13 protein-coding genes are annotated in these 14,397 nt (G+C 69.0%); 10 read left to right on the top strand and 3 right to left on the bottom strand.

Annotation, left to right across the window (positions count from 1 at the left end; translation table 11 throughout):
- Positions 1–52: 52 nt before the first annotated feature.
- Positions 53–655, bottom strand: a complete 603-nt coding sequence (locus J7E45_RS03955) for a gamma carbonic anhydrase family protein (RefSeq protein WP_215067160.1) — start codon at positions 653–655, stop codon at positions 53–55.
- A 46-nt stretch (positions 656–701) separates the two neighbouring features.
- Positions 702–4,289: a transcription-repair coupling factor gene (mfd, locus tag J7E45_RS03960; RefSeq protein ID WP_215067162.1), complete on the bottom strand. Its 3,588-nt coding sequence runs from the start codon at positions 4,287–4,289 to the stop codon at positions 702–704.
- A gap of 79 nt (positions 4,290–4,368) precedes the next feature.
- Between mfd and J7E45_RS03965 the strand changes: the two genes are divergently transcribed.
- The 7 genes from J7E45_RS03965 to J7E45_RS03995 all read left to right on the top strand — a co-directional run bounded on the left by J7E45_RS03965 (position 4,369) and on the right by J7E45_RS03995 (position 9,972).
- Positions 4,369–4,932, top strand: a complete 564-nt coding sequence (locus J7E45_RS03965; protein ID WP_215067164.1) for a GNAT family N-acetyltransferase — start codon at positions 4,369–4,371, stop codon at positions 4,930–4,932.
- 52 nt (positions 4,933–4,984) lie between these two features.
- Positions 4,985–5,848, top strand: coding sequence for an Fpg/Nei family DNA glycosylase (locus J7E45_RS03970; protein ID WP_215067166.1), 864 nt, complete (start codon positions 4,985–4,987; stop codon positions 5,846–5,848).
- A gap of 285 nt (positions 5,849–6,133) precedes the next feature.
- Positions 6,134–7,183 carry a bifunctional diaminohydroxyphosphoribosylaminopyrimidine deaminase/5-amino-6-(5-phosphoribosylamino)uracil reductase RibD gene (gene ribD, locus J7E45_RS03975; protein WP_215067168.1) on the top strand — a complete coding sequence of 350 codons (1,050 nt, stop codon included), beginning with the start codon at positions 6,134–6,136 and terminating at the stop codon, positions 7,181–7,183.
- Entirely contained in the window at positions 7,183–7,812 is a 630-nt protein-coding gene (locus J7E45_RS03980; RefSeq protein WP_215067171.1) for a riboflavin synthase, read from the top strand. The genes ribD and J7E45_RS03980 overlap by 1 nt, the downstream gene beginning before the upstream one ends.
- Entirely contained in the window at positions 7,809–9,077 is a 1,269-nt protein-coding gene (gene ribA / locus J7E45_RS03985) for a GTP cyclohydrolase II (RefSeq protein WP_215067173.1), read from the top strand. Before J7E45_RS03980 ends, ribA begins: the two co-directional genes overlap by 4 nt.
- A complete protein-coding gene (ribH, locus tag J7E45_RS03990; protein ID WP_029263007.1) occupies positions 9,074–9,547 on the top strand; it encodes a 6,7-dimethyl-8-ribityllumazine synthase in 474 nt (157 codons plus the stop codon). The genes ribA and ribH overlap by 4 nt, the downstream gene beginning before the upstream one ends.
- A 71-nt stretch (positions 9,548–9,618) precedes the next feature.
- A complete protein-coding gene (locus tag J7E45_RS03995) occupies positions 9,619–9,972 on the top strand; it encodes a hypothetical protein (RefSeq protein ID WP_029263008.1) in 354 nt (117 codons plus the stop codon).
- Positions 9,973–9,976: 4 nt separating this feature from the next.
- On the opposite strand, the gene J7E45_RS04000 is transcribed toward J7E45_RS03995, so the two are convergent.
- Entirely contained in the window at positions 9,977–10,963 is a 987-nt protein-coding gene (locus tag J7E45_RS04000) for a LacI family DNA-binding transcriptional regulator (RefSeq protein WP_215067175.1), read from the bottom strand.
- A 159-nt stretch (positions 10,964–11,122) separates the two neighbouring features.
- On the opposite strand from J7E45_RS04000, the gene J7E45_RS04005 reads away from it, so the two are divergent.
- From J7E45_RS04005 to J7E45_RS04015, 3 genes are all read left to right on the top strand, one after another.
- Entirely contained in the window at positions 11,123–12,040 is a 918-nt protein-coding gene (locus J7E45_RS04005) for a carbohydrate ABC transporter permease (RefSeq protein WP_167633886.1), read from the top strand.
- 1 nt (position 12,041) lies between these two features.
- Positions 12,042–12,932: a carbohydrate ABC transporter permease gene (locus J7E45_RS04010; RefSeq protein WP_051662277.1), complete on the top strand. Its 891-nt coding sequence runs from the start codon at positions 12,042–12,044 to the stop codon at positions 12,930–12,932.
- A gap of 65 nt (positions 12,933–12,997) precedes the next feature.
- Positions 12,998–14,353 (top strand): sugar ABC transporter substrate-binding protein, encoded by a 1,356-nt coding sequence (locus J7E45_RS04015; protein ID WP_091034384.1) that lies wholly within the window; start codon positions 12,998–13,000, stop codon positions 14,351–14,353.
- Positions 14,354–14,397: the final 44 nt, after the last annotated feature.

A 14,397-nucleotide genomic window follows, 5' to 3' on the forward strand; every position in this document is an offset into this window, starting at 1 on the left:
CATGAGGCCGGGCATCCGCAGGGGTGCCCGGCCTCGTCGTCTCCCGGGCGTCTCAGTCCGTGATCTCGCGGTCGTGGGCGTGGCGGGCCAGCGAACTGCCGTAGCGCTCGGTGAGCTGCACCATCAGGTCGGGGGTGTCTCGGTCGACACCGAACACATGACCGGGGAAGTCGAGCTCCGGCTGCGCCGCGGCGATCTCCTGATCCCGGTCCGGCGAGAGCAGCTGCACCGGATCACCGACGGCCACCCACCCGATCGGGACCACCGTGCCCTCGGGCAGGACGGCGCGGCGGTGCACGATCGCGTTGACCCGCACCTCGCAGCGCGCCCCCACGAGTGCGCCGTTGAAGACGCGGGCGCCGGACGCGAAGAAGACCTCCTCGCCCACCGTCGCGCCGGCGATGCTCGCCAGCGTCCCGATCAGTGTGTGCGCACCGATGTGGACCGCATTGGCCGCGGTGGCGCGGATCAGCGCGTTCTCCATCACGATCACGTTCTCGCCGAGGGTGATCGGCCCGCCCTCGGCCGTGATGACGGCGCCATGCAGCACCTGGCAGCCCGGCCCCACCTCCACGTCGCCGGAGACGACGGCGGTGGGGGCGATGACGGCGGTGTCATGGATGCGGGGGCGAGCCCCGAGGTGCTCGTACAACATGCGGCCAGACTAGTCCCGCCGCAGCCGCGAAAGCAGCCGCCGCACGTTACTCGACTTTGGCGGGCTCCGGGAAGATGGCGGTGAACAGCTGCTCGACCCATTCGAGGAGCTGCGTGTCGGGCAGCGGCTCGAGTCCGACACCTACAGCGGCGGGAACCGTGGGCATCGGCACGACCAGCGCCTCTCCCCCGGCCACGAGCTTCGCCTTCGGGTACAGCCGCTGCAGCCGCACCTTGATCGAGTCCTCGAGCCGCGCCGGCGCGATGCGCAGGTTCGACCCCATCACGACCACATCCGTCAATCCTGCGCGCGCAGCCCGACGACGCAGCCGCGAGATCGCCAGCAGTCCCTCGACCTCTTCCGGCGGCGTGCCGTAGCGGTCGACGAGTTCTTCGATCACGAGGTCGATGGCGCCGTCCTTCGCCGTGGCCGCCGAGGCCGCCGACAGCTTCTGATACGCCTCGAGGCGCAGTCGCTCGCTGTCGATGTAGTACTCGGGGATCCGGGCATCGAGCGGCAGTTCGAGCCGCAGCTCCTGCCCCGTCTCGACCTCGTCGCCGCGGAACGTCGCCACCGCCTCGCCGATCATGCGCAGGTACAGGTCGAAGCCGACGCCGGCGATGTGTCCGGCCTGCTCGGCGCCGAGCATGTTGCCCGCGCCGCGAAGCTCGAGGTCCTTCAGCGCGACCTGCATGCCCGAGCCGAGTTCGTTGTTGACCGCGATGGTCTGCAGGCGGTCGGCGGCGGTCTCGGAGAGCGGCTTCATCTCGTCGTAGAGGAAGTACGCGTACGCCCGCTCCCGCCCTCGCCCGACGCGACCGCGGAGCTGGTGCAGCTGGCTGAGGCCGTATTTGTCGGCGCGGTCGATGATGATCGTGTTCGCGTTCGAGATGTCGAGGCCGGTCTCGATGATGGTGGTCGAGACGAGCACGTCGAACTTGCGCTCCCAGAAGTCGTCGACGACCTGTTCGAGCTGGTGTTCGCCCAGCTGCCCGTGGGCGACGGCGATGCGCGCCTCGGGAACGAGTTCCGCCAGCTGCGCCGCGACGCGCTGGATGGACTGCACGCGGTTGTGCACGAAGAAGATCTGGCCCTCGCGCAGGATCTCGCGCCGGATGGCCGCGGCGATCTGCTTGTCGCTGCGGGGTCCGACGAACGAGAGGATCGGATGCCGGTCCTCCGGAGGTGTCGCGAGCGTGGACATCTCCCGGATGCCCGTGACCGCCATCTCCAGCGTGCGCGGGATCGGGGTGGCGCTCATGGCGAGGATGTCGACGTTGGTCTTCAGCTTCTTCAGCGCGTCTTTGTGCTCGACGCCGAACCGCTGCTCCTCGTCAATGATCATCAGACCGAGGTCCTTGAAGATGACCCCCTCCGTCAGGATGCGGTGGGTGCCGATGATCATGTCGACGGAGCCCTCCAGCAGCCCCTGGAGAGTGAGCCGGACCTCCTTGTCGGTCTGGAAGCGCGACAGCGCGCGCACCTTCACCGGGAAACCGGCGAAGCGCTCGGTGAACGTCTCCATGTGCTGCTTGACCAGGAGCGTCGTCGGCACGAGCATCGCGACCTGCTTGCCGTCTTGGATCGCCTTGAACGCCGCGCGCACGGCGACCTCGGTCTTGCCGAAGCCGACGTCGCCCGAGAGCAGCCGGTCCATCGGGATCGGCCGCTCCATGTCGGCTTTGATCTCGTCGATCGTCTGCAGCTGGTCCAGCGTCTCGGCGAAGGGGAAGGCCTCTTCGAGTTCGCGCTGCCAGGGCGTGTCCGGGCCGAAGGCGTGGCCCTTGGCGCTCATGCGTGCGGAGTACAGCTTCACGAGCTCGACCGCGATGTCGCGCACGGCCTTGCGAGCCTTGCCCTTGGCCTGCGACCAGTCGCTGCCGCCCATCTTCGAGAGGGTCGGGGCCTCACCGCCGACGTACTTCGAGAGGGAGTCGAGCTGATCCGTCGGCACATACAGCTTGTCGCCGGGGTAGCCGCGCTTGGAGGGGGCGTACTCGAGGATGAGATAGTCGCGCACGGACTTGGTCGCGTTGCGACCACCGGTGGACACCTCGCGCTGCGTCATCTCGACGAACCGCCCGATGCCGTGGGTGGCGTGCACCACGAAGTCGCCCTGCTTCAGCTGCAGCGGGTCGACGACGTTCTTGCGACGGGAGGCGAGCTTCTTGACGACCCGCTGGTCGCCACCGATCGTGCGTCCGTAGAACTCGTTGTCGGTGAGGACGGCGAGCTTCGCCTCCGGCACCTGGAATCCGGCTTCGACCGACCCCGTGACCAGCGTCGCGACACCGGCCTCCGGCGCATCCGTGAGAGTCTCGACGACGCGAGCCGCGAGGCCGCGGTCGGACAGCACATCACGTGCACGATCGACCAGACCACTGCCGGCAGCGATCACCACCACGCGCCAGCCGTCGGTGACCTTGGCCTCGACGAACGAGATGGCCCCGTCGACGTTGCCGTGGAACGAGGGGATGATGGCGGCGCCGAGGGTGGCGGCATCCGCATCGGAGGCCGCATCGCCGTCGCCGACGCTGATGCCGAAGGGGCTCAGCTGCCACCAGACGCCACCCCGGTCGCGCACGCCCTCGCGCAGTTCGGCGATCGTGAGGAAGTCGCCGGCACCGAGATCGATGGGCGCCGACGCACCGGACGTGGCCGCGCTCCAGGCGGCATCGAGGAACTCGCGGTTCGTGTCACCCAGAGTGATCGCGCGCGCGGTGGAGCGGTCGGGATCGACGACGGCCGTCGCCGCCCCCGCCGGCAGATACTCGGCCAGGGACTTCAGCGGCCCCGCGACCGCGGGCAGGAGCGATTCCATGCCCTCGACCGGGATACCCTCGGCCATCTTCTCGAGCATCCCCCGGATCGCCGGGAAGCCCTCGATCAGGGCGCGCGCGCGATCGCGGACATCGGCGGTCAGCAGCAGCTCGCGGCTGGGCGGAAGGTCGACACCGGGAACGTCACCCGGGAGCGAGCGCTGATCGGCGACGGAGAAGGCGCGGATCTGGTCGATCTCGTCGCCGAAGAACTCGACGCGGAACGGGTGCTCCGAGACAGGAGGGAAGACGTCGAGGATGCCCCCGCGCACGGCGAACTCGCCGCGACGCGACACCATGTCGACGCGGGAGTATGCCCGCTCCACGAGCTGCTCGACGACGCGGTCGAGATCGTTGCCCCGGCTGCCGACGGCGAGCTCGAGCGGCGCGATCTCCCCGAGGTTGCCCGCGATCGGCTGCAGCGCAGCCCGCACGGACGCGACGACCACGAGCGGATGATCACCGGTCCACTCGGCGATGCGGCGCAGCGTCTGCAGGCGCTGGCCGACCGTGTCGACGCTGGGACTCAGGCGCTCGTGCGGCAGCGTCTCCCAGGCCGGGAACGTCAGGATGTCGGCTGTGGGCAGGTAGGCGTGCATCGCCAGCGCCAGGCTCTCGGCACGCCGCCCGGTGGGGACGACGGCGAGGAGCGCAGGGGGGTGCCCCGCCGCAGCGCGCTTCTCCAGCAGGCCGGCGAGCGCCGGCGCATCGAGCCCGTCGACCAGGCCGAGGTCGGCATCGGTGTGCGCCCACTGCAGGGCGTCACGGTACAGAGACGCCTCTTCCAAGGCGCGCAGAATCCCCGGAACAGTCACCGGATAAGACTAGTCGCGCCCACGGACACTCCGGCCCGCCCGCTCGTTCAGAGGGCGCCGACTTCAATAGGCTGTCGGGATGGAATCCGTCGCCCTGACCACCGAACGTCTCGTCCTGCATGCACCGACGGAGGCGGACATCGATGCGATCACAGAGGCGTGCCAGGATCCGGAGATCGCACGCTGGACGACGGTTCCGAGCCCCTACAACCGCGAGGATGCGGAGCACTTCGTGCGTCTCGTCGCGGGGTCGTGGGCCGACGGCTCGGAGGCGGTCTGGGGTATGTACGCCGACGACGAGCTCGTGGGCATGATCGGTCTGCACGGTATCGCCGCCCACTTCACGGGCGGGAGCGCCGAACTCGGGTACTGGGTGACCCCGGCCGCCCGGGGCAAGGGCCATCTCGCGGAAGCTGCCCGCGCCGTGATCGATTGGGGTTTCGACGAGCTCGGGCTCGTCCGCCTCCGCTGGCAGGCCGTGGCCGGGAACGTCCCTTCCGCCCGCGCCGCCCGCGCGCTCGGCTTCCGCTACGAGGGTCTGCAGCGGCAGGCGCTCACGAGTCCGCGCGGTCGTAACGACGGGTGGATCGCCGGCCTGCTGCCTGATGACGACCGCACGCCGGTGGACTGGCCGATCCTCTGATGAGCGAGACCATCGGGGTGACAGTGTCGGCGGCCGATGACAGGATGAGCGCATGCCGGAGATGCCGGAAGTCCAAGGCCTGACCACGTTCCTCGCCGACCGCGCCGTGGGGCGCACGATCACGCGCGCCAGCGTCGCGGCGATCGCCGCGCTGAAGACCTACGATCCGCCCATCACCGCGTTGCAGGGCGCGACGATCACGGCCGCCGCCCGGCTCGGAAAGTTCGTGGTGCTGTCGTGCGGCGACGAGCTGCATCTCGTGTTCCACCTCGCGAAGGCCGGGTGGCTGCGCTGGTATGAGACGCTGCCGACGACGCTCATCAAACCCGGCAAGTCGCCGATCGCTCTGCGCGTCGCGCTCGATGACGACAGCGGTTTCGACCTGACCGAGGCCGGAACGAAGAAGTCGCTCGCGGTGTACGTGGTCCGTGATCCGCAGGAGGTGCCGGGCATCGCGCGGCTCGGCCCCGACCCGCTCGACCCCGCCTTCGACCGCGGCACGTTCGTTGCACTGCTGGAAGACCGGCGGATGCAGATCAAGGGACTGCTGCGCGACCAGGCGGTGATCGCGGGGATCGGCAACGCGTACTCCGACGAGATCCTGCACGCCGCCCGGATGTCGCCGTACGCGATCGCGGGAAAGCTCGACGATGCCGAGATCGACCGCCTGTACGAAGCGATGCGCGAGACGCTCACAGAGGCGGTCGCCGAGGCATCGGGCAAACCGCCCGCCGACCTCAAAGACGCCAAGCGACGGGGGATGCAGGTGCATGCGCGTCGCGGCGAGGCATGCCCCGTCTGCGGTGACACCGTCCGCAGCGTGTTCTTCGCCGACCGCTCCCTCGAGTACTGCCCCACGTGCCAGACCGGCGGCAAGGTGCTCGCCGACCGTCGTCTCTCTCGACTGTTGAAGTGACCTCGCCCTTCCGGGCCCTCCCGGTCCATGTCTCGGAATGAAATGCGCGCAGATGCGTTGAGTACACTCAGAACAACAACGTGCTCCGGGGTCGGTGGGAATCCGAACCGGCGGTGACAGTCCGCGAGCGTCTCGAGAGATCGGGATGCCGATCCGGTGGAATTCCGGGACCGACGGTGATGCGAGGGAGACCTCGCTAGTCCGGAAGGGAGGCAGCACGAGACGCATCCGTGCGTCCGTTCCGCCATCCCTGTCTGACCCCGGAGCCTCAGAGGAGGACGACGGATGGCAGTGAACGCGGCAGAGCGCAGCGCGATGGATCGCGCGCTCCAGCTCGCCACGCGCGGACCGCGCGGGGCGAACCCGCAGGTCGGCGCGGTCATCCTCTCCCCCGATGGCACGGTCCTCGCCGAGGGCTGGCATCAGGGAGCCGGGACACCGCACGCCGAGGTCGACGCGCTCTCGAAGCTCGCACCCGGCGACGCCCGCGGCGCCACTGCCGTCGTGACGCTCGAGCCCTGCAATCACACCGGACGCACCGGGCCCTGCGCCGTCGCGCTGATCGAGGCAGGGGTCGCCAGAGTCGTGTACGCCCTCGACGATCCCGGCGCCGAATCAGGAGGCGGAGCGGAGCGCCTGCGCGCCGCCGGCGTCGACGTCGACTCGGGTGAGCAGGCGGATGCCGCGCATGCCCTGATCGACGGCTGGCTGACGGCCCAGCGCCTGGGACGCCCGCACATCACGGTCAAGTGGGCGCAGAGCCTCGACGGTCGCGCCGCTGCCACCGACGGCTCGAGCCAATGGATCACGGGACCGGCCGCTCGAGCCGACGTGCACCACCGCCGTGCGGAGGCCGACGCGATCGTCGTCGGCACCGGCACCGTGCTCGCCGACGACCCGGCTCTCACCGCCCGCGACGGCGACGCTCTGCTGCCGCACCAGCCCGTCCCGGTCGTCATCGGTTCGCGCCCGACGCCGACGGACGCCGCCGTGCACCGGCATCCGCACTCCCCGCTCTTCTTCGACACCCACGATCTGCACGCGGTGACCGCCGATCTGCACGCGCGCGGCATCCAGCGCGTCTTCGTCGAGGGTGGGCCGACCCTGGCCAGCGCCTTCATCCAGGCGGGCCTGGCCGACCGGGTGCTCGCCTACATCGCGCCGGTGCTGCTCGGCGGCGACAAGCTCGCCCTCGGCGACATCGGCGTCGCATCGATCGACCATGCGCGCCGCCTCACGATCGACGAATGGGTCCCCCTCGGACCCGATCTGCTCGCCGTCGCACGCCCCGCAGCACCGACAGACCCTCAGAACCAGAACGAAGGAGCCGCCTGATGTTCACCGGAATCATCGAGGAGATGGGCGAGATCACCGCGATCGCGCCCGCGGGCGACGGCTGGCGCCTGACCGTGCGCGCCCCCCGCGCGGCAGCGGATGCCGTGCACGGCGAGTCCATCGCCGTCTCGGGCGTGTGCCTCACGGTCGTCGGCTCTACTGCCGACACCTTCGACACCGACGTGATGAAGCAGACGCTCGACGTCGCCGCGATCGGATCGGCGACGGTCGGCACCCGCGTCAACATCGAGAAGGCCATGCCTGTCGGTGCACGACTGGGCGGACACATCGTGCAGGGTCATGTCGACGGAGTCGGCGACGTGCTCGAGGTGCGACCCGGTGCCCAGTGGAGCGTGCTGCGCATCAGCCTGCCGACTGACCTCGCCCCGCTCGTGGTCGACAAGGGCTCGATCTCCGTCGACGGAACGTCACTGACCGTGAGTGCGGTCAGCGTGCCCGCCGACCCCTCCCCGTGGTTCGAGGTCTCGCTGATCCCGGAGACCCTCGCCGCGACCACCCTCGGCAGCCGAGCGGTCGGCGACCGTGTGAACCTCGAGACCGACATCCTCGCCCGTCACGTCGAGCGCCTGCTCGCGTTCCGCGCCGCACCGGAAGGAGGCTCGCGATGAGCCTTTCCACCATCGCCGAGGCCCTGGAGGCGCTGCGCGTCGGGCGCCCCGTGCTCGTCGCTGACGACGAGAACCGCGAGAACGAAGGCGACGTGATCCTGTCGGCCGAGCTCGCCACGCCCGAGTGGGTGGCCTGGACGGTGCGCTGGTCGTCCGGCTTCATCTGCGCGCCGATGCCGACCGACCTCGCCGACCACCTGAACCTGCCGCCGATGGTGGCCGCCAGCGAAGACGCCCGCTCCACCGCGTACACCGTGAGTGTGGACGCGGCCGAAGGCGTCACCACCGGCATCAGCGCCCACGACCGCGCGCACACGCTGAACGTGCTGGCGAACCCGGGATCGACGGCGACCAGCATCATCCGTCCGGGCCACGTCCTGCCGCTGCGCGCCGTCGACGGAGGCGTGCGCGAGCGCAGCGGTCACACCGAGGCCGCCGTCGAGCTGATGAAGCTCGCGGGCCTGCGGCCGGTCGGTGCGATCGCCGAGGTGGTCGCCGAAGACGGCAGCATGATGCGTCTCCCCGGCCTGATCGACCTCGGAGCGCGCGACGGCGTGCCGGTCATCACGATCGAGCAGCTCATCGCGCACCTCAACGAGATCGATCCCGAAGGCGCCACTCCCTCGGCGCATCGCGGGCGCCGCGTGAGCCTGCGCGCTGACGCCACGGTGCCGACGACCCACGGGGTCTTCCGGTTCCTCGCCTACAAGGACCGGGTGACGGGGACCGACCACATCGCCGTCGTCTCGGGCGAGCTCGGCGAGACGGCCCTCGTGCGCGTGCACTCGGAGTGCCTGACCGGCGAGGCGTTCGGCTCGCTGAAGTGCGAGTGCGGACCGCAACTGGATTCGGCGCTCGACGCGATCGAGAAGCAGGGCGGCGTCGTCATCTACATGCGCGGGCACGAGGGACGCGGCATCGGGCTCATCAACAAGCTGCGGGCATACAGCCTGCAGGAGGAGGGCCTCGACACGGTCGACGCGAACCTCGCCCTCGGGCTGCCGGCTGACGCACGCGACTACGCCGCGGCAGCGGGCATCCTCGCCGATCTGGGCGTGTCGAAGGTGCGGCTGCTGACGAACAACACCGACAAGGTGGAGCAGCTGCGCGAGCTGGGACTCGACGTCATCGAGCAGGTCCCCCTGATCGTGGGCGTCGGACCGAACAACCATCAGTACCTGGAGACCAAGCGTGACCGGATGGGTCACATCATCGGCGAAGCGGAACTCGCAGAGGCGCTCGCCCACGGGAAGGACGAGAAATGAGCGGCGCAGGAGCACCCGAGACCGGCGACATCGATGGACGCGGTCTGAACGTCGTGATCGTCGCCGGCACCTGGCACGAGACGATCTCGAACGGCCTGATCGCCGGCGCGGAGCGCGTGCTGAATGAGGCGCAGGCCTCGCACCGCCTCGTGCGGGTGCCCGGCTCGTTCGAGCTCGCTCTCGCCGCGCAGGCCGCCTTCGCCGGCGGCGCCGACGCGGTCGTCGCACTCGGCGTCATCATCCGCGGCGGCACCCCGCACTTCGAGTACGTGTCGGCGGCGACCACCGACGGCCTCACCCGCGTCGCGCTCGACGCCGGCAAGCCGGTCGGGTTCGGCGTGCTGACCCTCGATGACGAGCAGCAGGGTCTCGACCGCGCGGGCCTCGAAGGCTCCAAGGAGGACAAGGGGGCCGAGGCGGCGGATGCCGCACTGCGCACCGCGCTCGTCGTCCGGGAGCTGCGCGGCTGAGCCGGGCCCGACTGCGCAGGTCAGCCTGACCTTGCTAGCGCGGACCGACCCGCACCTCCTACGGTGAGGGCATGGAGACTCTGCGCCACATCGTGCTGTTCGTCCACCTCATCGGCTTCGCCGTGCTCTTCGGGGCGTGGGCGGTCCAGGCGTTCGGCGGCAAGCGCGAGTTCACTCGTCTGATGAACATCGGCATGGCGATCGCCGCGGTCGCCGGCCTCGCTCTCGCCGCCCCCTGGGGAATCTCGTACGAGCTCAACTACGTCAAGATCGGCGTCAAGCTCGTGATCCTGCTCGTCATCGGTGCGCTGCTCGGAATCGGCCTGGGCCGTCAGCGCCGCGGAGCAGCCATCCCGCCGGCGGTGTTCTGGCTCGTCGGCATCCTCACCGCCGCCAACGCCGCCATCGCCGCGATCTGGCGCTGAGCGCTCAGCGCCTCCGCGGCGCCGCCGTGCTCTCGCGCACGATCAGCTCGGTGCTCACGAGCGGCGTCTGCTGACGTTCGGTGCCGTCGAGCTCGGCGAGCAGTGCGTCCACCGCGAGGGCCCCGACCCGCTCCGGATACTGCTGCACGGTCGTCAGCGGCGGCCACAGCTGCGCGGCATCCGGCAATCCGTCGAATCCGACGAGGCTCACATCTCCCGGCACCTCGCGTCCGGCCTCGCGAAACGCGCGGAGCACGCCGATCGCCATCTGGTCGTTCGCCGCGAACACCGCGGTGACGCCGTCGATCTCACGGAGCCGGAGACCCGCCGCGTACCCCGAGGCGGCCGACCAGTCGCCCTGCAACGGTTCCGGCACCGGGCGTCGGTGCTTCTCGAGCGTCTCCCGCCAGGCATCGCGACGCCGTTCCGCGGAGTACGAGCGCGCGGGACCGGTGACGTGCCACACCGTGTCGTGTCCGAGTTCGAGCAGATGCTCGGTCGCCAGCCGCGCACCCTGCGCCTGGTCGGTGTCGACGAACGGAAGCGTCTCGCCGCGATTGGAGTCGACGAACACCACGGGCAGGGCATCGGGGATCTCGATGTCGGCCTCGTCGAGCTGGTGTGCCTCGATCACGATGATGATGCCGTCGACCGCGTGCTCCTCCAGGCGCCGGAACGCACCGGCCACGGTCTCGCCGGCACTCGACTCCACGGGGATGAGGGTGAGCGCGTAGCCGAGCTGGGCGGCGCGCACCGCGATCGCGTCGAGCGTGCGCTGGTTGCCGTACGAGCTGAACGAGAACATCACGACGCCGATGGTGCGGAATCGCCCTGACCGCAGCGCGCGGGCGGCACTGTTGGGTCGGTAGCCGAGGCTCTGCATCGCGGCCTCGACGCGCTCGCGGGTGGCGGCGCCGACGTATCCCCTGGCGTTCACGACGCGAGAGACCGTCTGTCCGGAGACGCCCGCCTCACGGGCGACGTCTTCCATCGAAGGCTCACGACGACGTGCCGACGTCTCTGTCGGTTGCTCTGGGGTCACGATCACCCATCCCCTCATATGTTGACGTTGACACACTAGCAGCGCATCGCATATGTTGACGTTGACACACGGCGCACGGTGCGCCCGGAACGTAAGAAGGAATCGTCGATGACGACTGAAACCCCCGTCGCCCTGGGTGCCCCCGGCATCCGGCGCCGCGACAAGCGCGACTGGAAGGGCTGGACCTTCGTCGGTCCGTTCATGGTCGTGTTCGCCCTGGTGTTCCTGACACCGCTCGCCTACGCGCTGTACCTGAGCTTCTTCCAGGAGAAGCTCATCGGCGGCACCGCATTCGTCGGGCTGGACAACTACGTCCGCGCGCTCACCGACCCGCAGTTCTGGGAGGCGTTCGGCCGCGTGCTGATCTTCCTCGTCGTGCAGGTGCCGATCATGCTGGTCCTCGCCCTCGGCGCCGCCCTCGCCATCGACAGCGCACGCCTGCGCGGAGCATCGTTCTTCCGCATCCTCATCTTCCTGCCCTACGCGGTACCCGCCGTCGTGGCGGTGCTGATGTGGGGCTACATCTACGGCGACCAGTTCGGGCTCACGAGCAACATCAACGACTTCCTCGGAGTCGACGCCATCACGCCGTTCGCCAAGGAATGGATGCTGGTCTCGATCGGCAACATCGTCACGTGGGAGTTCGTCGGCTACAACATGCTGATCTTCTACTCATCGCTCAAGAGCATCCCGACCGACATGTACGAGGCCGCCTCTCTCGACGGCGCGGGGGCATGGCGCACGATCTTCTCGATCAAGATCCCCTCCGTGCGCGGCGCGCTCGTGATCGCGACGATCTTCTCGATCATCGGCAGCTTCCAGCTCTTCAACGAGCCGAACATCCTGCGGCCCCTGGCTCCGAACGTGATCACCACGTTCTTCACGCCGAACATGTACGCCTACAACCTGTCGTTCGCCGGACAGCAGTTCAACTACGCCGCCACGATCGCCATCATCATGGGCATCATCACCGCGGTCATCGCCTACGTCGTGCAGTTGCGCGGCTCGAAGTCGGAGGTGCGCTGACATGGCACTCCCCCTCGCCCGCCCCTCTCGCCGTCGCCACGATCCGCTGAACCCGCGCAAGTCCAACACGCTGCTGATCGTCATGATCGTCTACGCGCTGTACACGCTCGTGCCCCTGGTCTGGCTGCTGTTCAGCTCCACCAAGACGCAGGCGGGACTCTTCAGCTCGTTCGGCCTCTGGTTCTCCGATGACTTCGCGTTCTTCGACAACCTCGTCGCCACGTTCTCGTACCGCGACGGCATCTTCCTGCGCTGGCTCGGCAACACGCTGCTGTACGTCGTCGTCGGCGCGGGCGGGGCGACACTGCTCGCCACGCTGGCCGGCTACGGCCTCGCGAAGTTCCGTTTCCCCGGCCGGCGCGCGGTCTTCGCCGTCGTCCTCGGAGCGGTCGCCGTTCCCGGCACGGCGCTCGCCGTCCCGACATTCCTGCTGTTCAGCGAGCTGGGCCTGACCAACACCCCCTGGGCCGTGATCATCCCGTCTCTCATCAGCCCCTTCGGGCTGTATCTGATCTGGGTGTTCGCCTCCGAGTCCGTGCCGACCGAGCTGCTGGAGGCCGCGCGCATCGACGGCGCCGGAGAGTTCCGGACCTTCTTCACGATCTCGATGCGCCTGCTCGCGCCCGGCATCGTGACGGTCGCGCTGTTCACGGTCGTGGCGACCTGGAACAACTACTTCCTGCCGCTGATCATGCTGTCGGATCCCGCCTGGTATCCGCTCACGGTCGGTCTGAACCAGTGGAGCGCCCAGGCCATCGGCGCCGGCTCCCAGCCGATCTACAACCTCGTGATCATGGGCTCGCTGCTCACGATCATCCCGATCGTCATCGCCTTCCTGCTGCTGCAGCGCTTCTGGCAGTCAGGTCTCACCGCGGGCAGCGTCAAGCAGTAGCCCCGCACTCCTTCCTCACCCCCTCGCGATCCGATGCTGGACCGCACCCCCGAAAGGACACAGCAATGAAGCACCTTCCCTCACCGACACGGCGCACCCTCGCGGTGCTCGCCGCAGGAACCGTGGCAGCACTGGCGCTGGCCGGCTGCAGCACCGGCGGCGACGCGGGCAGCGGATCCGGTTCCGGCTCCGGCTCGTTCGACTCCGTCGAGGCTGCACTCGAGAAGGGCGGCGAGATCACGTACTGGTCGTGGACGCCGTCTGCCGAGGCCCAGGTCGAGGCGTTCCAGAAGGAATACCCGAACGTCAAGGTCAACCTCGTCAACGCCGGCACCAACAACGAGGAGTACACGAAGCTGCAGAACGCGATCAAGGCGGGCTCAGGCGCCCCCGACGTCGTGCAGGTCGAGTACTACGCCTTGCCGCAGTTCGCCCTGACCGACGCTTTCGCCGACCTGTCGAAGTACGGGTTCGCCGATTTCGAGGACGACTACACCGCATCCACCTGGAACTCGGTCACCAGCGGCGACGCCATCTACGGCCTGCCGCAGGACTCCGGCCCCATGGCGCTGTTCTACAACAAGACCGTGTTCGACGCCGCGGGCGTCGAAGTGCCGACCACCTGGGACGAGTACTACGAGGCGGCGAAGAAGATCCACGCCGCGAACCCCGACGCCTACATCACCAACGACACCGGCGACGCCGGCTTCGCGACGTCCATGATCTGGCAGGCCGGCGGCAAGCCATTCGAGACCTCGGGCACCGATGTCACGATCGACCTGCAGGACGAGGGGTCGAAGAAGTGGACCGAGAACTGGAACCGCCTCGTCGAGGAAGACCTGGTCGCACCCTACGGCAGCTGGAGCGACGAGTGGTTCCGCGGCCTCGGTGACGGCAGCCTCGCCACCCTCGTGATCGGCGCCTGGATGCCCGGCAACCTCATCACCGGCGCGCCCGACGGCGCCGGTGACTGGCGCGTCGCCCCGATGCCGACCTACGACGGCACCCCGGCGAGCGCCGAGAACGGCGGTGGCGGCCAGGCCGTCACGACGCAGAGCAAGAACCCGGAGTTGGCGGCCGGCTTCCTGTGGTGGCTGAACAACTCGGAGGAGAGCATCTCGATCTTCCTCGAGTCAGGCGGCTTCCCGTCGACGACCGCCGAGCTCTCCAGCGAGGAATTCCTCGCCGATGCTCCGGAGTACTTCGGCGGCCAGAAGATCAACGAGGTCCTCGCGGCCGCAGCCGACGACGTGGTCGAGGACTGGAGCTACCTGCCCTACCAGGTGTACGCGAACAGCATCTTCGGCGACACCGTGGGCCAGTCGTACCAGAACGGCACCGACCTGAACGAGGGCCTGACGGCCTGGCAGGACGCGCTGGTCGAGTACGGCAACGCCCAGGGCTTCACCGTCAACAAGTAACGCCCGCGGCTGAGCCGGCCCCGTGCGGGGCCGGCTCAGCTCCT

Origin of the sequence: Microbacterium sp. ISL-59 (assembly GCF_018613945.1) — a bacterium.
Taxonomy (GTDB): domain Bacteria; phylum Actinomycetota; class Actinomycetes; order Actinomycetales; family Microbacteriaceae; genus Microbacterium; species Microbacterium oxydans_B.